We start from the raw sequence: 19400 nt of genomic DNA, 5'->3' as shown, positions 1-19400 counted from the left end.
TATTCAACTCATCATGAAATTCAAGCTCCCCGAAACCCCCGCCGTTTTCGTCAACAGCAAGTCCTTTCGCCTCGCCGACGTGGACCCGGCCGACATCACGCCCTTCAAGCACCAGCCCGACGACAAGCAGGAGGCCAGCCCGCGCCTGCTCCAGCTGCGCCAGCGCCTGAGCGCGCTCCAGGAGCTGCTTTACGCCGAGCACTCGCGCAGCCTGCTCATCGTGCTGCAGGCCATGGACACGGGCGGCAAGGACGGGGCCATCCAGAACCTGCTCACGGGCGTGAACCCGGCCGGCGTGCAGGTGGCCAACTTCAAGGCGCCCACCTCGGAGGAGCTGAACCACGATTTCCTCTGGCGCATCCATGCCCAGACGCCCAAGCGTGGCCATATTGGCGTGTTCAACCGCTCGCACTACGAGGACGTGCTCATCACCCGCGTACACGGCATGATTGACGAGAAAACCTGCGAGCAGCACTACGCCGACATCAATAATTTTGAGCAGCTGCTAACCAATAACGGCACGCGCATCCTCAAATTCTTCCTCCACATCAGCAAGGAGGAGCAGGCCCGGCGCCTGCAAGCCCGCCTCGACGACCCCAGCAAAAACTGGAAATTCGACCCCAACGACCTCAAGGAGCGCGCCCATTGGGCCGACTACCAGGCCGCCTACCAGGAGGCCATGCGGCAGTGCTCCTCCGGTGCTGCGCCGTGGTTTGTGATTCCCGCCAACCACAAGTGGGGCCGCGACCTGGCCATCACCGAAATTGTGGTGGCCGCCCTGGAGGACATGAACCTCCAGCAGCCCACCGTCGATTTCGACCCGAAGGCGCAGGTGATTGAGTAGGAGGAATGGCCGTCCGCGCAGAGCTCTGCCAAGCCCTCCGGCCGAATCTGGACGGGTAAAAAGAGCTCTGCCGAGCGCCCCGGCCGAGTCCGGACTACCTAAAAGAGCTCTGCCGAGCACCCCGGTCTAGTCCGGAGTGCTCGGCAGAGCTCTTTTTAGGGCTCCGGTCTGGTCCAGAGCGCCTGGCAGAGCTCTGCCAAGCCCTCCGGCCGCGACCGGACTACAAAACAGAGAATTTTCAGGCGATAAAGTGCAATTTGGCGGGCTAAACGGCCACGGCGCTGGTAACCTCGGCCTCCTTGCGCTCGCCAATCTGCTGGCGCCACATGGCGTAGTAGAGGCCTTTTTGGGCCAGCAGTTCGGCGTGGCCGCCCTGCTCGGCAATGTGGCCGCGCTCCAGCACGAAGATGCGGTCGGCGTGCAGGATGGTGCTGAGGCGGTGGGCAATGAGGATGGTCATGTGCTGGCGTGAGCCGGAGAGTTCCCGCACCGTCTTGCCGATTTCCTCTTCGGTGAGCGAATCGAGGGCCGACGTGGCTTCATCGAACACCATGAGCGTGGGCTTGCGCAACAGCGCGCGGGCAATGCTGAGGCGCTGCTTTTCGCCGCCGCTCACTTTCACGCCGCCCTCGCCAATCACGGTATCGAGGCCGAGCGGGGCGCGGGCCAGCAGGGTATCGGCTGCGGCCTGGTGCAGGGCCAGCAGGCATTCTTCGTCGGTGGCGTGGGGGGCCACGAAGCGCAGGTTTTCGCGGATGGTGCCCGCGAAAAGCTGGGTATCCTGCGTTACGAAGCCGATTTGCTCGCGCAATTCGTCGAGGTCGATTTCATCGCCGGGGATGCCGTTGTAGCGAATCTGGCCGGCCAGGGGCGGGTAGAGGCCCACCAGCAGCTTCACCAAGGTGGTTTTGCCCGAGCCCGAGGGGCCTACGAAAGCAATGGTTTCGCCCAGCTTCACCCCGAAGGAAATATTGGTGAGCGCCTTGCCCTTGGCCGTGAGGTGCTGGAAGCTGACGTGGTCGAAGGCTAAGTTGTCGATGTGCGCGACGGACTTGGGGTCGGCCGGCTTCACGTCCTTCGGCGTGTCGAGAATCGTCTGGAAATTGCCCAGCGAAATCTCCGTTTCGCGGTACACCCCGATGATGTTGCCCAGCTCCTGCAACGGCCCGAAAATGGAGAACGAGTAGATGAAGAACGAGAAAAACTGCCCCAGGCTGATGTGGCGCTGCACCAGCAGGTACAGCAGCAGCAGCACAATCACGTTGCGGAGCAGGTTCACGAAGGTGCCCTGCACGAAACTCAGCGAGCGCAGGTAGCGCACTTTGCGCAGCTCCAGCTTCAGGATTTTGTCGGTGGTGGCGTTCAGGCGCTCGGTTTCCTGCTGGGCCAGGCCCAGGCTTTTGATGAGCTCGATGTTGCGCAGGCTCTCGGTAGTAGAGCCGGCCAGGGCCGTCGTCTCAGCCACGATGGTTTTCTGAATGACCTTGATGCGCTTGCTCAGGAAAAAGCTCAGAATGCCCAGCAGCGGAATGGTGAGGAAATACCCCAGCGCAATGGGCCAGTACACCGTAATGGCGTACCACATCACGAAAATGATGCCCACCAGCGCTGTAAACAGCACGTTCACGAAGCTCTGAATGAGCTTTTCCACGTCAATCCGCACCTTCTGGAGCTTGCCCAGCGTCTCGCCCGAGCGCTGGTCCTCAAACACCTGGTAGGGCAGCTCCAGCGAGTGGCGCAGGCCGTCGGAATACATCTTGGCCCCCAGCCGCTGGGTGATGACGTTGACGTAATAATCCTGGAAGTTTTTGGCGATGCGCGACACCATGGCCGCGCCCAGCATCAGCCCGATGTAGGGCAGCGCCTCGCGCAGAAACGGCCCGAACGGCACCAGATGAATCGCGCCCAAATCGCCGCCCTTGGGCGCAAAATGGTCGATGAGCTTGCGGAAGAAATATGGGTCGAGCAGCGAGAACACCTGGTTCACGGCGGCCAGCCCGAGGGCCAGCACCAGCAGCGGCCAGTAGTTGCGCAGGTAGCTATAAAGGATTTTCATGACAAAGGGAACACACAAGTAGCCCGGCCGGGCCGGCCAGAAGGCAAGCAACCCGGCCGGGCGGCAATGGTTTAGGTTAGAAGCAAGGCTCGGTTGTCATTCCGGCGAAGGAGGAATCTGAGCAAAGTTGTTTGAACGGTTTGACTCAGATTCCTCCTTCGCCGGAATGACAGGCCAGCTCCGTCTTTAGACCGCCCGCGCCTCGGTGCGGCTGCGCAGCATCAGCACTACTACCAGCAGAACCAGCGCCACAATGGCCGGCACACCCTTGGCCAGCCCGCCGGGGATTTTGGTGGCGTGCATGAACACGGCTCCAATCATGATGATGATAAGGCCCATGGCCGCCGGGCGCACCGTGCGGGGGATAAGCAGACCAATGCCGCCCAGCAGCTCGGCCCCACCAATGAAGCCGCCGAACCAGCCCGGCATGCCCAGGCCTTCGAACATTTTCATGGTGCCGGGCAGGTCCATCAGCTTGTGGCTGCCGCCATAGATGAACATGGCGGCCAGCAGAGCCTGCAAAATCCAGGCGATGATGTTGCGTACGGAAGGGCTCATAGTGAAGAGGTGAAAGGTGGAAAAAGGTTAATAAGGCGGTTTTGGGGCGGTTGCTGTTGCGCCTGACGTCTGCCCCGTCGCCAATGTCGGCAAAATGGAGACGATTATCGGGGAAAGATGTTTTGGTTGGTCTGCGGTGGAACGGAAATTTAATAGCCGGTTATTGTATATATATAAATCTATGTTTAACTTTCGTTATGATGGTCTACCCATTTTTGCCCGGAAATGTCGGGCAGGACGATGAGCAGGGAAAAGACTGAATAATGAAATTTATCCCAACAATAGTTTAAGTATTTATACATAGTAAAACCAGTATTTTTAGCTTGGTATCAACTTGTCCTGCCGGCGTAATTTGTATCAACATTACACGATAGGTTGCCGCATGGTATCAAAATATCTTGTTTATGTCTGTTTGACAACTGCTTAAATTCTATTCGTTATGCATGTGATATACCATGAAATGCTGCCGGAGAGCTACCTGCTCATCCTGGCTCCCGGCCGCCAGGGCGAGCCGGAATCGGTGCTGGCGCGCTGGCTGCGCCGGGCGCAGCGCAGCGGCAAGCCCTCGGTGTGGGTCGATTGCGGCATGTTGGAATCGTTGTCGACCGAAGCCGCCCGACTGCTGTGGAACTCGCACTTTCAGCTTCAGGAAAAACACGCGCAGCTGGTGCTGGTGCACGTGCCCGAGCGCGTGAAGCGCGAGCTGCTGGAGCAGGAGCTGGGCCCCGCGCCCTGCATGGTGCCCACGCTGCTGGACGCCGCCCGCCAGGCCAGCTGGCACGACTGGGGCCTGGAGGCCTAAGCCCGTCGCCCGCTCACGGCCCCCGCGCCGCTAGTCTTCGGGCGTGGCAACGGTGGTGGGGCTGCTGCCACTGAGCAGAAACTCGCGCAGGCGGTTGATGTGCATTTTGATTTCGTTCAGCTTTTCTGCTCGTTGCGCCGAGTAGGCGCCCTCGTCGCGCGCGGCCATGCCGGTGAGCAGGTTTTTGCGCTCCTCCATCATGCGCAGGGCCACCCAGAGGGTTTCTTCGAGTTGCTGCTGGGAATTGTGCAGCAGGCCGTCGGCGGTGTAGGCGTGGCCGGTGTGGCAGCGGTAGCGCAGCACTTTGCCCTCGTTCACTTCCCAGAGGTTGCCGCCGCAGTCGGGGCAGGTGAGGGGCACCAGGTGGGCGATGCTATCAACGGCGATGGTATCGCCCACCACTCTTTCCGCAATGGCGGCTTCCTGCTTCAGGTCTTCGGGAATGATGGGCTGGCGCTGAGGCGGGGGACTGTGGGTGATTTCATCCAGCAGGGCCGCCATCTGGCTTAGGGGCACCACGTAGTCCACGTCCACGTTTTGCAGGGCCGATTCGGGCATGCTCGGGAATGCCGCTTCGTGGGGGTCTTGCACGATGGCAATGCCGCCGCAGCGCTTGATGAATTCCAGGCCGGCCGTGCCGTCGTGCAGCATCCCCGTGAGCACCACGCCCACCGCCCGCGCCCCGTAGGCCACCGCCGCCGAGCGGAACAGGGCGTCGATGGCGGGGCGGTAGTGGTTTTCGCGCGGGCCTTTGGTCACGAGCAGGTGGGGCACGCTGCCATCCTTGGCCAGCAGGTGGCGGTCGGGCGGGGCCAGGTAGAGGGTGCCGGCCTTCAGCACCTCGCCGTCGGTGGGCAGGCGGCAGGGCAGGGCGGTGTGGCGGCCCAGCCGCTCCACCAGGTGCTGGCCGTCGGCATCGGGGGCGAAGTGCTGTACCACCAGAATGGCGGCGGGAATGGTAGCCGGAAGATTGGTTACGAATTCGACCAGGGCCGGCATACCGCCGGCCGAGGTGCCAACTACAATCAAATAAGTAGGAGCTGACATGGGAAGCGCGGAAAATAGTATTTCCTACGGCAAATCCGGCGAAACGGCGAAGGCCCCGGTCTTTTTCCGGTAAATTTGCTTTGGCCCACCTCCAAAGGGAGCGCGGCCTTTCACGTCTGTTGTTTTATGAATCCCACCCATTCGGCGTCCGCGCCCGACGAACCCGGCATCCACATCACCCCGGCCGGCGAAATGCCCCGCGACGGCGATGAGCCCATCACCGGCACGCTGGCCCGCGAGGCCCGGCAGCCCGAGCACGTGGCCGACAAGTTTCCGCTGGTGGCGCTGGGCGGCTCGGCGGGGTCGCTGGCGGCGTTTGAGGGGTTCTTTCGGGCCATGCCGGCCGATTGTGGAATGGCTTTTATGGTGGTGACGCACCTCATGCCCGACCAGCCGTCGGAGCTGGCGCAGGTGCTGCAGCACTTCACCAAAATGCCGGTGCAGGAGGCCAGCGACGGCCTGCGGGTGCGCCCCAATAACGTGTACGTGATTCCGCCCGGCCGCGACATGAGCATTCTGCACGGCATGCTGCTGCTGTTTGCGCCCACCCAGCCCACGGGGCACCGGCTGCCCATCGACTTCTTTTTCCAGAGCCTGGCCAAGGACGCGCGCGACCGGGCGGTGTGCATCATCTGCTCGGGGCTGGGCTCGGATGGCACGCTGGGCCTGAAAATGGTGATGGAAAACTTTGGGATGGTGATGGTGCAGGCCCCTGAAACGGCCGAGTTCGACTCGATGCCGCGCTCGGCGATGGCCACCGAGTTTGTGGATTTTGTGCTGCCCGCCGAGCAGCTGCCAGCCAAGCTGCTCGACTACGTGCGCCACCCCGACACCCGCCCCCGCCGCGAGGAGGCCGACGGCAGCACCCGCCCGGCCCACGCCCTGCAAAAGATTTTTCACCTCATCCGGGCCAAAACGGGGCACGACTTCAGCTTCTACAAGCGCAACACAGTGTTCCGGCGCATCGACCGGCGCATGAACTCGCACCAGATTCGGGAGTTTACCCAGTACGTGCGCTACCTCCAGGAAAACCCGGCCGAAGTGGACGCCCTGTTCAAGGAGCTGCTCATCGGCGTGACCAAGTTCTTCCGCGACCGCGACGCGTTTGAGCAGCTTAAGGTGCGGCTGCTGCCACTGCTGCGCGGCAAGCCTGCCGACAGCACCGTGCGGGCGTGGGCCCCGGGCTGCTCCACGGGCGAGGAAGCCTACAGCCTGGCCATCACCCTGCTCGAATGCATGGGCGAAATGACGCCGCCCAGCTACCTCAAGCTCCAGATTTTTGCCACCGACATCAACCCCGACGCCATCGACTTTGCCCGCGCGGGGCTGTACCCCGAGAACGTGACGGCCGACGTGAGCCCCGAGCGGCTGCGGCGCTTTTTCACCAAAGACGAAGACGGCTACCGCATCAAAAAGGAGGTGCGCGACGTGGTGGTGTTTGCCGTGCACGATTTGAACAAGGACGCGCCCTTCACCAAGCTCGACCTGCTGGTGTGCCGCAATCTGCTCATCTACCTCTCGGCCGAGCTCCAGAAAAACCTCGTGCCCATCTTCCACTACGCCCTGAACCCGGGCGGGCTGCTGTTTCTGGGGCCGAGCGAAAATCTCACCGGCTTCCAGGATTTGTTTCTGCCGCTGGACGTGAAATGGAAGATTTCGCGCCGCACCGATACGCCGTCGTCGCTCACGCGGCTGGCCAATTTCCCTTTCGCGCTGGCCCGGCAACACGCCCAGGCCGCGCCTGCTTCTACCGCTGGTCCCATGACATCCCACCCCGCCCGCAAAGAGGGCCCGTTTGCCGCGCTGGTCCAGCGCGTGCTGCTGCGCCAGTACACCCCACCCGCCGTGGTCATCAACCCCAAAGGCGAAATCCTGTACGTGAACGGCCGCACCGGCCGCTACCTGGAGCCCGCCCCCGGCCTGGGCGCCATGAACGTGTTCGACATGGCCCGCGAAGAGCTCAACTACGAGCTGAGCGAGGCCGTGCACCAGGCCGTGGCCACCCGCCAGGACGTGGTGGCCGAGGGCGTGAAGCTGCGCCTCGATGCCGGCGTGCAGCTGCTGCGCGTCACGGTGAAGGTGCTGGAAGAGGGCGAGCCCCTGGCCGGCCTGCTGCTGGTGGTGTTTGAGGAGCAGCCCACGCCCCGCAAGGTGCGCCTGGGCAAGGCCACCCTGGCCCCCGACCACGACGCCCAGGTGCAAACCCTGGAAAAGGAGCTCCACTACACCAAGCACCGCCTCCAAACCACCATCGAGGAGATGGAAAGCAGCGTGGAAGAGCTGAAGAGCACCAACGAGGAGCTGCAGAGCGCCAACGAGGAGCTGCAAAGCACCAACGAGGAGGCCATGACCAACAAGGAGGAAATGCAGAGCCTGAACGAGGAGCTGATGACCCTCAACATGCAGTACCTCACCAAAACCGAGGAGCTGAGCCAGGCCGCCAACGACATGAAGAACCTGCTCGATGCCACGGAAATCGCCACCATCTTCCTGGACAACGACATGGTGATAAAGCGGTTTACGCCGCCCGTGCACCGCATTGTGAGCCTGCTGCCCACCGACGTGGGCCGCCCCATCATGCACTTTGCCAACAACCTGCGCCGCGAAACCCTGGAGCAGGACGTGCGCCAGGTGCTCGACAAGCTGGTGACCGTGGAGGCCAACATCCAGACCACCCAGGGCCAGTGGTATGCGATGCGCATATTGCCCTACCGCACCCTCGACAACTACATCAGCGGGGCCGTCATCACCTTCACCGACATCACCGACCTCAAAACCCTCGAGGCCCAGCTCCAGGAAAGCGCCCGCTTTGCCGAAAGCATCGTGGAAACCCTGCGCGAGCCCTTGCTCGTGCTCGATAACGAGCAGCGCGTACTGGCCATCAGCGAGGCCTTTGCCACGCTGTTCAAACTCGACCGCGAGCAGAGCAAGGGCCGGCTGCTGCGCGAGCTCGACGGCGGGGCCTGGCAGCAGCCCGCCCTGCGCGAGCGCCTCGAAACCACCCTGCGCCACCCGGAGCAGCCCTTTCTGGACTTTCCTTACACGGCCGATTTCCCCGGGGCCGGCCCCCACACGCTGCGGCTGTTTGGGCGGCCCCTCACCAGCGGCGGGGCGCGCACCGGCCGCCTGCTGCTGGGCGTGGAGGTGGTGCCGGCCTAGCCGCCGGACAAATACGGATTTTGAGCAGGGTATAAATACGGATTCACTGGCCTGCAAGCCCCGCCAGGCCGGGCCGCGCGGGGGAGGGCACTGGCCAGGGGTTTGCTTGATATAATGGTTGTTATATATTTAGCCATGCAAGCCTTCCCCGTATCTATGCAAGCCGTATCCGTTATCCCCGCGCCCACCTATTCGCTGGCCTATCACGAAAGCCTCGATGCGGTGCTGCTGCGCTGGTTGGGACCCTATACCCCGGCCGAGGCCCGCAAATCATATCAGGCGGCGCTGGCGCTGGCCCGCCGCCACTGCTGCGCCCGGTGGCTGCTCGATGCCCGCAGCACCGGCCCGCTCAACCTGGAGGTGGCGGCGTGGCTCACCCACGAGTTTTTGCCGATGGCGGCGGCCCGGCTCGCCCCGCACCCGCTGCGGCTGGCCGTCATCTGCTCCCTTGCCCGTTTCCAGCAGCTGCACACCGACCCCACGGTGGCCGCCGCCGTGGGCGCGGCCCTGGCCGAGGAGCGCCCGTACCAGGCGGGCCTGTTTTATGACGAGGGGGCGGCCGTGGCCTGGCTCATGAGCCGGCCGGGGTAGGGGGGCGGCCGATTGCCCACACCCGTCACCCGATTGCCCACACCCGTCATCCGATTGCCCACACCCGTCACCCGACTGCCCACACCCGTCACTCGACTGCCCACACCCGTCACCCGATTGCCCACATCCGTCACCCGATTGCCCACACACGTTATCCGATTGCCAATATACATCATCCGATTGTTCACATCCATCATTCTATTGCCCATATAAATCATTCTATCGCTAACATCAATCAGTTAATTGCTAACATCCGTCACTTGGGTATTAATGCCAAGCATACTAATGCTACCGGTAGGCATTTGATGAACGATGCCGGGCTTTCGGTTGGTGACACCGGACCCCTTGGCTACAATTATGGAGCGCGTGAAATGCCGGGAATGATGCCTCCGGGCCGCCGCCAAGCAGGTTTTTAGTCGGCTTGCCCCGCGCTGCACTTACCCGGTGCCCGCGAGTGCTTACCTTCACTTTATGCCTTTCCCTTCTTCAATGCCCCCGCCCAATACGCCCGCGCTCCCCCCCGACCCGCACGCCTCGCTGCTGGAGCTCCGTGTCCGCGCCGAGCAGCGCCGGCAGTTGCTGACCCAGGCCACCGAGCAGCACACGCCCCAGGAGATGCAGCGCCTGGTGCAGGAGCTGCAAGTGCACCAGATAGAGTTGGAAATGCAGTACGAACAGCTGTTGCTCAGCCAAACCGAAGCCCAGGCCGCCCGTAGCCAGTACATGGACCTCTACGACTACGCCCCGGTGAGCTACTTCACCCTCACCGAAGCCGGGATTATTGAGCAGCTCAACTTTTGCGGGGCCAAGCTGCTGGGCACCGTGCGCCAGCGGCTGGCCGGGCGGCGCTTTGCCCTGTTTGTGGTGCCGGCCCAGCGGCTGGTTTTTGGGCAGTTCCTGGCCCGCGTATTCGGCACCGACAGCACCCAGAGCCTGGAACTGCAATTGCAGCAGGAAGACGGAAGCCTGTTTTTTGGCCAGCTCGAAGGCCTGCGGGTCGATACGCCGACCGGCCCCCAGTGCCGCCTGGCCGTGCTGGATACCACCGCCCGCCAGCAGGCCACGGCGGCCCTGGCCACCAGCGAGGCCCGCTTCCGCAAGCTGTTCAGCGAAAGCTACACGGCCGCGGTGCTGCTGCAAGGCTACCAGGTGGTGGACTGCAACGCCGCCGCCCTGCGCCTGCTGGGCACCACCGACCGGCAGCAGCTGGTGGGCCAGCCGGCCTGGGCCCACGCCCCCGAGCGGCAGCCCGACGGCCGCCGCACCATCGACCTGATTCACGAAGCCATGGCCGAGGCCCTGCACAACGGCTCGAAGCGAAGCGAGGTGCTGGTGCAGCGCCTCACGGGCGAGTCCGTCTGGATTGAGGCCGTACTCACGCCCATCGAGCTGGACGGGGCCACGCCGGTGGTGCACATTCTATGGCGCGACATCACGGCCGCCAAGCTGGCCCGGCAGCAGCTCCAGCAGGGCAAGGAATTCACCGAAAGCCTGCTCGATAACACCGTGGACGGCATTGTGGCCGTCGACCGCGACCTGCGCATCACTGCCTGGAACACCCAAGCCGCCAGCTATTTTGGCCACGAAGCCGCCGCCGTGCTGGGCCGCTCCCTAGCCGAAGCGCTGCCGTATCTCAAACCCGAAGCCCACCAGCTCATGAACCGGGCATTGGCCGGCGAACGCATCGACCTGTTCAGCCGCGCGTTTCAGCAACGCCCCGGCCGCTACGATGCCCACATCGTGCCCCTCTACCACAGCGGCGAGAGCCAGCCCAGCGGCGTGCTCACGGTGGTGCGCGACGTGACCGAGCGCGAGCGCCTGGCCGAGGAGGCCACCCAGCAGCGCCTGCGCCAGCAGCAGGAAGTGCTGGCCGCCATCCTGAACACCCAGGAAACCGAGCGCAAGCGCATTGCCGAGGCCCTGCACAACGGGCTGGGCCAGCTCCTCTACGCCACCAAGCTCAGCCTGGCGGGGCGGGCCGGGGTGCCCTGCCCCCCGTCCGGGTCGCTGAAGCTGCTGGAGGAAGCCATTCGGGCCACGCGCACCATTTCCTTCGAGCTCACGCCCGGCGTGCTGGAGGACTTTGGCCTGCAAACCGCCCTGCAGGAGCTGGTGAAGCGCATTGCGCCGGCCGGCCTGCCCATTCGCCTGCACCTGTCCGGCCTGGCCCACCGCCTCAGCCCACCGGTCGAAATCGGGGTGTACCGCACGGTGCAGGAGCTGCTGAACAACGTGATGAAGCACGCCCACGCCACCGAAGCCGTGGTGCACGTGGCCCACGAAAACGGCCGCCTCGAAGTGAGCGTGGAGGACAACGGCTGCGGCTTCGAGCCGGCCGCGCTGGTGGGGCAGCCGTTGGCGGGCATTGGCCTGGCCGGGGTGCGCAACCGCGTGGCCCTGCTGGGCGGCCGGTTGGCCATCAACTCGCGCCTGGGCCGGGGCACCATCATCAGCTTCGAGCTGGACGTGTGAGGGAGTGAAGAGCTAGGAGCTAGGAGTTGAATCAACAGCTGTACCGTTTCAACTCTCAACTCCTAACGCTTAACTTTATAACCTGCCCGGAACCTATGCGCGGCTGCCGTGCTTCTGCCAGTACCCTCGCCCATGACCCACTCCTTACCCCTGACGGCCCGTATGCGGAAGGCCCCGAAGACAACGGCCCTGTGGCTCAGTGCCGCCCTGCTGGCCCTGGCCGGCTGCAAGCACGACAGCGACACCGTGGACCCGGAAGGCCCGGTGGTGGCCCCCACGGCCTACAACCTGACGGTGCCCGATAAATTCCCGCCCCTGCCCGCCCAGCCCGCCGACAACCCGCTGACGGTGGAAGGCGTGGCGCTGGGCCGGCAGCTGTTTTACGAAAAAGCCCTGTCGGTGAACAGCACGATATCCTGCGCCAGCTGCCACCGCCAGGAGCTGGCCTTCACCGATGGACTGGCCCATGCCCAAGGCGTGAACGGCAGCACCACGCCGCGCAGCGCCATGTCGCTGGCCAACCTGGCCTGGGAGCCCAAGCTCACCTGGGACGGAGCCGCCAGTAGCCTCGAAGCCCAGGCCCGCATTCCCATCGAAAACCCGGCGGAGATGCACCAGACGCTGGCTGCCGGCGTGGTCCGGCTGCAAGCCACCACTACGTATCCTCCACTGTTCCGCAAGGCTTTTGGCAGCAGCACTATTACTGAGAATAACACCCTCAAGGCGCTGGCCCAGTTCGAGCGCACCCTGGTTTCCAGTAACTCGCGCTACGACCAGTACCTGAAAGGCAACCGCGCGGCCCTCACCAGCTACGAGCAGCAGGGCCTGGTCTTATTCGTGACGCACCCCGACGGGCCGGCCGGCATCCGGGGCGGCAACTGCCAGGACTGCCACAGCGGCAACCTGCAAACAGACAACGCCTTTCGCAACAACGGCCTCGATGCCACGCTCACGGACCTGGGCCTGGGCCTGCAAACCGGCAAGCCCACCGACAACGGCAAGTTCCGGGTGCCCTCGCTGCGCAACATCGAACTCACGGCCCCCTACATGCACGACGGCCGCTTTCCCAACCTCGACAGCGTGCTGAGCCACTACAACGAGCACATTGCCACGGCTAGCCCCAACCTCGACCCGCTCATCCTCAACGGCAGCAACAACGCGCTCGGGGCCGGCCACCCGCTGGGCCTGACCAAAGACGAGAAGGCCAAAATAGTGGCCTTCCTGCGCACCCTCACCGATACCACCTTCACCCACGACCGACGCTTTGCCAAGCCGTAGGCCGGGCCGGGCTTTAAAATAATGAGCCGGCGCGGCTGCGGGATTCGTGGCTGCGCCGGCTTTTTTTGTGCTGATAGATACAGACACGATACAGAATTACCACAGGTTCGTGCTGCAATTTTGGGACTGCAAGCAGCTAGTAGGGGCGAATGGTGTCGTTTGCCGCAGTTGATGGATGATTTTTAGGGATATGAACGTTCTACTCACCGCCCTCGTGCGGTTTTTTAGTGCCCGGCCCATTGGGTTGGTCCAGAAACAATTGGTGGGCGGGATGCTGTTAGTGGCCGGGCTGGCTGGCCCGCTGGCGGCGCAGGCGCAGACCGGCAGCGTGAGCGGCAAGCTGCTCGACGCGGCCAATAACGAGCCGCTGCCCTTTGCCGGCGTGGTGCTGCTACGCGCCACGGATTCCAGTTTCGTGGCCGGCGCGCAGACGCTGGAAACCGGCGCGTTTGCCATCGAGAAAGTGCCGTTTGGCAATTACGTGCTGCGGGCCTCGGTGGTGGGCTACCGCACCGGGCAGCGGGCCGTGGCCGTTACGGCTGCCGCGCCGGCGCTGGAAATGGGCCCGCTGCGGCTGCGTGTGGCCGCCACCAAGCTGGCCGAAGTGGTAGTGAAGGGCCAACGTGCCATCGTGACCGACAACCTCGACAAAAAAGTCATCGACGTAACCAAGGACCTGACCGCCACCGGCGGCACCGCCGTGGATGTGCTCCAGAATGTGCCCTCCGTGACCGTGGACCAAAGCGGCGCGGTGAGCCTGCGCGGCTCGACCAACGTGCGGATTCTGGTGGACGGCAAGCCCACCGGCGTCACGCTGGACCAGCTGCCGGCCAGCTCCATCCAGAACATTGAAGTGGTGACCAACCCGTCGTCGCGCTACGACGCGGAAGGCTCCGCTGGCATCATCAACATCGTGCTGAAAAAGGAGCGCCAGGACGGCTGGAACGGCCAGGCCAATGCCACCGCTGGCACCGGCGAGAAGTACAACACCTCGCTGAGCCTGAACTACCACAAGGGCAAGTTCAACGTGTTCGGCTCCTACGATTTCCGCGACGACCGGCGCACGGGCTACGGCTCGGTGCGCCAGCGCACCACCCGCCTCGATACCACCGTGGTGCTGAACCAGGACCGCACCGGCGTGTTCCAGGGTACGTCGCACGCCGTGCGCCTGGGCCTGGACTACGCCCTCACGCCCGACCAGACGCTGACCCTGACCGTGCAGCCGCGCTACAACAGCCAGGATAACCAGGAAAATATCATCTCAACCCAGACCAACCTGATAACCGGTGCCACGCCGCCGCTGGGCAACAGCACCCGCTACGTCACCAACGCCGGCACCGCCAGGCAAGCCGATTTCAGCATCGATTACCGCCGCCTCTGGCCCGCCCAGAAGGGCCGCGAGCTGACTGCCAACGCCATCTACACGCCCGTGCAAAACAGCATCGGGGTGAATTCGAACGTGAATTACCGCGACCAGACCGCCGGCATCCAGCACCAGCAATTTGATACCCAGAACGACCTGGCCTCGGCCCAAATCGACTACGTGATGCCGGTGGGGGAGAAGGGCCGCTACGAGCTGGGAGCCAAAAGCATTTCGCGCCGCTCCGACAATGATTATAAGTACACCAGCCTGCCCGCGCTGGCCTTCGACCCCTCGAACCGCTTCATCTACCACGAGTTTATTCAGGCCGCCTACGGCACGTATGCCAACGCGGCCGGCGCGTTCAGCTACCAGCTGGGCCTGCGCCTGGAGCAGACCAATACCCGGGGCGACCAGTCGACGGACGTGCCCAACGCCCACTTCACGCGCAGCTACCTCAGCCTGTTTCCCAGCGCGGTGCTGGCCTACGATGTGAGCAAGGAGAACCGGGTGCAGCTCAGCTACTCGCGCCGCGTGCAGCGGCCGGGGGCCGATGAGCTCAACCCCTTCACCGACCGCTCGGACCCGCTGAACCTGCGCACCGGCAACCCGCTGCTGTTCCCCGAGTTCGTGCACTCGCTGGAACTGGGCAACCAACGGTACTTCGGGGCCAGCAGCTCGGTGAGCGCCACGGCGTTTTATCGGCTCGAAGAAAACACGATTACCAACATCCGCGACCCGTTTTTCCGTGACCCCGTCACCAACGCCCTCGTCACGAACACCACGCGCCTCAACGTGGGCCAGGAAACCAACTACGGCTTGGAGCTAGTGGCCTCGGCCCCGGTCACCAGCATCTGGAAAGTGAGTGCCAATGCCTCGGCGTTCCGGCGCATCATCAAGGGCTCGGTGCCGACGAATCTGGATTTCAACAACAGCAACATTGTGTACACGGGTCGGCTCAATACCACGGTGTCGGCCACCAAAAAGCTCGATTTGCAGCTGTCGGCCAACTACCGCTCGCCGGTGGTATCAGCTCAGGGCCAGCGCCTCACTCAGTTCAACGCCGACTTTGCCGCCAAGCAAAGCGTGCTCAAGGACAAGGGCAGCATCTCGTTGCGGGTGTCCGATATCTTCAACACCCTGCAATTCAATTTTAACGCCTACGGCCCCGGTTTCGAGTCGCTGGCCCGCAACAAGCGCGAGTCGCGCATCGTGTACCTGGGCTTCACTTACCGCTTCGGCAACGCCGGCGAAAGCTCCCGCAGCAAGCGCAAAGACGACCAGCCCGACGACACCCGCGGCGGCGGCTTCGATTAAGCTGCCGCCGGTGCGAGTAGGCCAGCCGGAACCTTCATCGTTAAATTTGCCGTTCGGCTGCCGCCACTGGCGCGGACGTTGTTTCATTGCTTCTTCTTTCCGTTTCCTTTATGTTCTCAAAAATTCCCGCCTTCCTGCCGGCTGCCCTGTGCGCCGCCACCCTGCTGCTGAGCAGCTGCGAAGGCCAGAAGCCCGCTGCTGCCACCGCCGCGCCGGCTGCCAAGCCCGCCGCCACGCCTGTAGCCGAGGCAAGCTACGAGTGCCCAATGGGCTGCGCCGGCAGCCAAAGCAGCAAGCCCGGTAAGTGCCCCACCTGCGAAATGGATTTGGTTAAAAAATCGTAGTCAAAAGCTACGAGCACCAGAATTCTACAGCTTTGCGCAGGAATTCTATGCCAGCCGGCGGCGCGGGCAATGGTAACTTTATGATGTCGCCCGCCGCATCAGGCATCGGGCGCTTTCCATCTATTTCACTGGTCAATTCCATGTCAACGCTTCGTTTCAAAACCACCATCAACTGCGGCGGCTGCATCAAGGCCGTCACGCCCGCGCTCAACCAGGAAGTGGGGGCCAACAACTGGCAGGTCGACACCGCCAACGCCGACAAAATCCTCACCGTGAGCTCGCCCACGGCCACCGCCGCCCAGGTAGTGAAAGCCGTGCAGGACGCCGGATTCGAAATTCAGCCGCTGGCCGCATAATTCATTAAGCCAAAAGCCAATAAAAAAGGCGACTCCAATGCGGAGTCGCCTTTTTTTGGTCATTTCGGCGCTGCTTTCGCTATTGCACTACCACCTTACGGCTGGTGAGCTGGTCGCCGATTTGAAGCTTGACGAGGTAGGCTCCGGCGGGCAGGCTGCCCAGGGCAAACTGCTGATTGCCGGCCTGTTCGGTGTTGGCCAGCGAGCGCACGCGCTGGCCCAGGGCGTTGTACACGGCCAGCGACACGGGCTGCCGGCCTGCCGGCACGGTGTAGGCAATGGTGGACGTGGTCGATGCCGGGTTGGGATACACCTGAAAGTCAAAGCCAGTGGCCACGGCGCTGCGGCTGGCCAGCACGCCCGTGCCCAAAGCATCCGTAAGAAACTGATTGCCCGGAATGGCTGAAAAATCCGGGTTGCTGCCCAGGACGGTGGTGCGGCCGGTAATCTGGGGAATCACATCGGAAAAGAAAACGCCGTCGCCGTCGGTGTAGGCCGCTACCAGCTCAATGTTAGTGCCCGTCGTAATGGGCACCGTCGCAGTGCCCAGGCATGATAATGGAATCTCCAGCTCAAACCCGGAATTGGTGGTGTTGGCGGTGAGGGAGGCGGTACTGTTGTAGGCATATTTGCTGCCTGACAAATCCAGTGTACCGGGGGCCACCGCCTGCCCGCCGGCCTTGGTGCCGGCCGCAATGAACGTATCGGTGCCAGGCGTCACGGCTGTGCCGGTCACGTAGGATACCCGGCTGAAATAAACATCATTAGCCGTGGCCGAGGCGGGGCCTACCGACACCCGAAAGCCATAGTCCGTTGGGTTGTCCATGGTGGGGTGGTGCTTGAGCGGCGACTGCGGGTCGCTGCCCCCGGGCAGGGCCGTGCCGGCCGGTGCGCCCGGCCGGGCGGGTGTGTTCAGGTACACGATGAGGGAACGGTACCCGCCCGATGCCGTGGTACTGTTAACCGCCTCGACCGAACCCACCAGCATGATATTCAGCGTGGTAGCAGTGTAGCCCACATAGAGCGCCTGGAGGCCCCGGTCGGCTTCGAGGTGGGTGCCGGTATAGGTGGCGGCCAACTGGTATTTGCCCATGCCGGCACCAATTTCAGCAGCTGTCGCCCTGCCGTCTACAGTAAACTGGGCGCTGGCAGTGAGCGAGGCGATGGTAAGGATACCAGTCGCGGCGAGCATAAAAAACTGTTTCATAAGGCGGGAGGTAAAAGGTTAAACTGTCTAATAAATATATATAAAAATTAAATCATAATAATGAATTTTTAATTAAGATATACATAATTATCATTGCATATCACAAAAAATGCATTGTTGTGAACATCAAAAAAGGGCGGCTCCACACTGGAGCCGCCCTTCTGAGCATGGGTTTAAGGATGAATGATGGGAAACAGTGAGAGAGGTAGGCGGCTATAGCTGCACGTATTGTCGCATCACAGTCTGGTCGCCGTGCCTGATTTTTAGCAGGTAAGTGCCGGGCGCAATGCCGGTTGCCTCGGTCGAAAGCTGATGAGTGCCCCGCGTCAGGCGCTGGGCTGGAGCCAGGGTGCGCACCAGCTGCCCCGTGAGGGTGTAGAGCGTGAGCTGCACGGTTTCGTCGCGGTCCAGCACCAGGTCTACGGTGCGGGCCCCCGTGGCGGGGTTCGGGTACACTTGGGCCGTGAAGCCTGTGCTGAAAGTGGCAGATGCAGAAGAAGTTACGGATGAAGACACGAATTCTACGTCATCAATGCTAGCGGTTTCGCCGGCGTGGGCATTCGAGCGCAGGCCGATTTCGCACTGCCCGTTGCTCACCACAATGCCGCTCACCTGCACCCGCGTCCAGGTGCCGACGGTGGGCAGGGTGGTGGCCAGCTCGGTACCGCCGAAGCCGTTGGCGTAGAGCTGGCACTGGATTTGGCCGCCGCTGCTTTGGGCCCAGGCGCGCAGGGTGTAAGTGCCGTTGGGCACGTTGGCGAGCAGCTGGTAGGTGCGTACCTGGTAGGCCGTGGCCTTCTGGTGGCCCAGCTGGTAGGAGCTGGCGTAGCCAGGGTTCTGCGTCAGGTCAGCGTCGGCATCAGTGGTGGAGGCGGTGTTCCAGCCCAGCGGCGTTTGCGTGGCGGCGGTGTACTCGAAGCCGGGGTTGTAGACCAGGCCGGGGCTGGGCGGGTTGTTGAGGAAGGCGTTGATGGCCACCGTGGGCCGGCCGGTGCTGTCCCAGATGCCCAGGCCGTAGCCCATCCAGTTATACGCCTGCGGCTCCCAGTAGAGCACGCCCAGGCCCTTGTTGTTGGGCACGGCGCGGGTTTTGGCCATCAGGTCGAGCAGCATTTGCTGGGCGGGAATGGGCACGTTGGCGGCGATGCCGGTTTCCACCACCATCACCTCCTTGCCGGGGTAGCGGCTCACCATATCGTTCATGTTGGTGAGGCACTGGGCCGTGAGCGTGGGCCAGTTGGCGGCTGTGGGGTAGAGCGACATGCCGATGACATCGTACCGGGTATTGTTATTCCGCAGGCCATCAAATAGATAGCGAAACAGGCTGTTGTTGAAGCCGTTGGAGATATGGACGATGACCTTGCTGGTCGGGTTCACGGCTTTCACGGCCGCGTAGCCCCGGTCGACGAGGCTGGCGAAGTTGGCCATGTTAGCCGAGGCGCGGCCTTCAGGCCAGAGCATGCCGTCGTCGGTTTCATTGCCCACCTGTACCCATTCGGGCACGATGTTGTTGTCTTTCAGGGAGTCGAGAACGTCGTAGGTGTGGTTGTATACATCGGTTTGCAGTTGGGCCAGGGTGTGGCCCGCCCAGGCGGCGGGCTTGGTCTGCTGGCCGGGGTCGGCCCAGGAGTCGCTGTAGTGGAAGTCAATCAGCAGCCGGAAACCCAGGTTGTGCGCCCGGATGGCCTTGGCGATGACGTCGTTTTTACCGTTCCAGCCGCCGGCCGGGTTCACCCACACCCGCAGCCGGATGGTATTCATGTCGTGGTCGTGCAGCAGTTGAAACAGGTCCTGCTGGGCACCGGCCTCGTTGTAGAAACGGTAGTTGGACGCCTCCATCTGAGTTACCCAGCTCACATCGGCCCCTTTGGCAAAGGGCGTGGTTTGGGCCGTAGCGTAGCGCGGCAGCCCGAGGAACAACCCCATTATCAACAGTGATTGTAGACGTCTCATCATGTGGCTGGGGGAAGATATCAGTTGCATGGGCTAACTGATTTTACGGAGTTTTA

General features: G+C 62.9%; 14 protein-coding genes. 9 read left to right on the top strand and 5 right to left on the bottom strand.

The features are described 5' to 3' along the window. The first annotated feature begins 13 nt into the window (after positions 1-13). A complete protein-coding gene (locus ACYU70_RS07545) occupies positions 14-844 on the top strand; it encodes a polyphosphate kinase 2 family protein (protein ID WP_342295349.1) in 831 nt (276 codons plus the stop codon). A 265-nt stretch (positions 845-1109) separates the two neighbouring features. On the opposite strand, the gene ACYU70_RS07540 is transcribed toward ACYU70_RS07545, so the two are convergent. Together ACYU70_RS07540 and ACYU70_RS07535 are read right to left on the bottom strand one after the other, a co-directional pair. After that, complete coding sequence (locus tag ACYU70_RS07540; RefSeq protein WP_342295348.1) at positions 1110-2900, bottom strand: ABC transporter ATP-binding protein; 1791 nt, start codon at positions 2898-2900, stop codon at positions 1110-1112. A gap of 186 nt (positions 2901-3086) precedes the next feature. Beyond that, positions 3087-3458: a DoxX family protein gene (locus ACYU70_RS07535; RefSeq protein ID WP_342295347.1), complete on the bottom strand. Its 372-nt coding sequence runs from the start codon at positions 3456-3458 to the stop codon at positions 3087-3089. Between the two features lie 445 nt (positions 3459-3903). Between ACYU70_RS07535 and ACYU70_RS07530 the strand changes: the two genes are divergently transcribed. After that, entirely contained in the window at positions 3904-4260 is a 357-nt protein-coding gene (locus ACYU70_RS07530) for an STAS domain-containing protein (protein WP_342295346.1), read from the top strand. 30 nt (positions 4261-4290) lie between these two features. Here the strand turns inward: ACYU70_RS07530 and ACYU70_RS07525 are convergent, their stop codons facing one another. Further along, positions 4291-5307 (bottom strand): chemotaxis protein CheB, encoded by a 1017-nt coding sequence (locus tag ACYU70_RS07525; protein WP_342295345.1) that lies wholly within the window; start codon positions 5305-5307, stop codon positions 4291-4293. Positions 5308-5433: 126 nt separating this feature from the next. On the opposite strand from ACYU70_RS07525, the gene ACYU70_RS07520 reads away from it, so the two are divergent. The 7 genes from ACYU70_RS07520 to ACYU70_RS07490 all read left to right on the top strand — a co-directional run bounded on the left by ACYU70_RS07520 (position 5434) and on the right by ACYU70_RS07490 (position 16184). Beyond that, positions 5434-8466: a CheR family methyltransferase gene (locus ACYU70_RS07520; RefSeq protein WP_342298451.1), complete on the top strand. Its 3033-nt coding sequence runs from the start codon at positions 5434-5436 to the stop codon at positions 8464-8466. 156 nt (positions 8467-8622) lie between these two features. Next, positions 8623-9057, top strand: coding sequence for a hypothetical protein (locus ACYU70_RS07515; protein WP_342298449.1), 435 nt, complete (start codon positions 8623-8625; stop codon positions 9055-9057). A 489-nt stretch (positions 9058-9546) separates the two neighbouring features. Beyond that, on the top strand, positions 9547-11529 hold the full coding sequence (locus ACYU70_RS07510) for a sensor histidine kinase (RefSeq protein ID WP_342298447.1): 1983 nt from the start codon (positions 9547-9549) through the stop codon (positions 11527-11529). Between the two features lie 132 nt (positions 11530-11661). Next, the gene (locus ACYU70_RS07505) at positions 11662-12807 is read left to right on the top strand and encodes a cytochrome-c peroxidase (RefSeq protein ID WP_342298446.1); all 1146 of its coding nucleotides are present in this window, start codon (positions 11662-11664) and stop codon (positions 12805-12807) included. A gap of 190 nt (positions 12808-12997) precedes the next feature. Beyond that, positions 12998-15484 (top strand): TonB-dependent receptor, encoded by a 2487-nt coding sequence (locus tag ACYU70_RS07500; protein ID WP_342298444.1) that lies wholly within the window; start codon positions 12998-13000, stop codon positions 15482-15484. A gap of 110 nt (positions 15485-15594) precedes the next feature. Beyond that, positions 15595-15828 (top strand): heavy metal-binding domain-containing protein, encoded by a 234-nt coding sequence (locus ACYU70_RS07495; protein ID WP_342298442.1) that lies wholly within the window; start codon positions 15595-15597, stop codon positions 15826-15828. A gap of 140 nt (positions 15829-15968) precedes the next feature. After that, complete coding sequence (locus ACYU70_RS07490; RefSeq protein WP_342298441.1) at positions 15969-16184, top strand: heavy-metal-associated domain-containing protein; 216 nt, start codon at positions 15969-15971, stop codon at positions 16182-16184. 79 nt (positions 16185-16263) lie between these two features. Here ACYU70_RS07490 and ACYU70_RS07485 read toward each other — a convergent pair whose 3' ends face one another. Continuing rightward, a complete protein-coding gene (locus ACYU70_RS07485; RefSeq protein ID WP_342298439.1) occupies positions 16264-17391 on the bottom strand; it encodes a T9SS type A sorting domain-containing protein in 1128 nt (375 codons plus the stop codon). A gap of 213 nt (positions 17392-17604) precedes the next feature. After that, positions 17605-19347: a glycosyl hydrolase 53 family protein gene (locus ACYU70_RS07480; RefSeq protein WP_342298438.1), complete on the bottom strand. Its 1743-nt coding sequence runs from the start codon at positions 19345-19347 to the stop codon at positions 17605-17607. Between the last annotated feature and the right edge of the window lie 53 nt (positions 19348-19400).

The sequence above is a fragment of the Hymenobacter segetis genome (assembly GCF_054776495.1).
The sequence above is the reverse complement of the archived record's forward strand: the minus strand, read 5'-3'. Positions and strand labels throughout refer to the sequence as shown.

Bases quoted from the DNA above. Each gene is read 5' to 3' on its own strand.
- ACYU70_RS07545 (WP_342295349.1), top strand. From the start codon at position 14: ATGAAATTCAAGCTCCCCGAAACCCCCGCCGTTTTCGTCAACAGCAAG.
- ACYU70_RS07540 (WP_342295348.1), bottom strand. From the start codon at position 2,900: ATGAAAATCCTTTATAGCTACCTGCGCAACTACTGGCCGCTGCTGGTG.
- ACYU70_RS07535 (WP_342295347.1), bottom strand. From the start codon at position 3,458: ATGAGCCCTTCCGTACGCAACATCATCGCCTGGATTTTGCAGGCTCTG.
- ACYU70_RS07525 (WP_342295345.1), bottom strand. From the start codon at position 5,307: ATGTCAGCTCCTACTTATTTGATTGTAGTTGGCACCTCGGCCGGCGGT.
- ACYU70_RS07520 (WP_342298451.1), top strand. From the start codon at position 5,434: ATGAATCCCACCCATTCGGCGTCCGCGCCCGACGAACCCGGCATCCAC.
- ACYU70_RS07515 (WP_342298449.1), top strand. From the start codon at position 8,623: ATGCAAGCCGTATCCGTTATCCCCGCGCCCACCTATTCGCTGGCCTAT.
- ACYU70_RS07510 (WP_342298447.1), top strand. From the start codon at position 9,547: ATGCCCCCGCCCAATACGCCCGCGCTCCCCCCCGACCCGCACGCCTCG.
- ACYU70_RS07505 (WP_342298446.1), top strand. From the start codon at position 11,662: ATGACCCACTCCTTACCCCTGACGGCCCGTATGCGGAAGGCCCCGAAG.
- ACYU70_RS07500 (WP_342298444.1), top strand. From the start codon at position 12,998: ATGAACGTTCTACTCACCGCCCTCGTGCGGTTTTTTAGTGCCCGGCCC.
- ACYU70_RS07495 (WP_342298442.1), top strand. From the start codon at position 15,595: ATGTTCTCAAAAATTCCCGCCTTCCTGCCGGCTGCCCTGTGCGCCGCC.
- ACYU70_RS07490 (WP_342298441.1), top strand. From the start codon at position 15,969: ATGTCAACGCTTCGTTTCAAAACCACCATCAACTGCGGCGGCTGCATC.
- ACYU70_RS07485 (WP_342298439.1), bottom strand. From the start codon at position 17,391: ATGAAACAGTTTTTTATGCTCGCCGCGACTGGTATCCTTACCATCGCC.
- ACYU70_RS07480 (WP_342298438.1), bottom strand. From the start codon at position 19,347: ATGATGAGACGTCTACAATCACTGTTGATAATGGGGTTGTTCCTCGGG.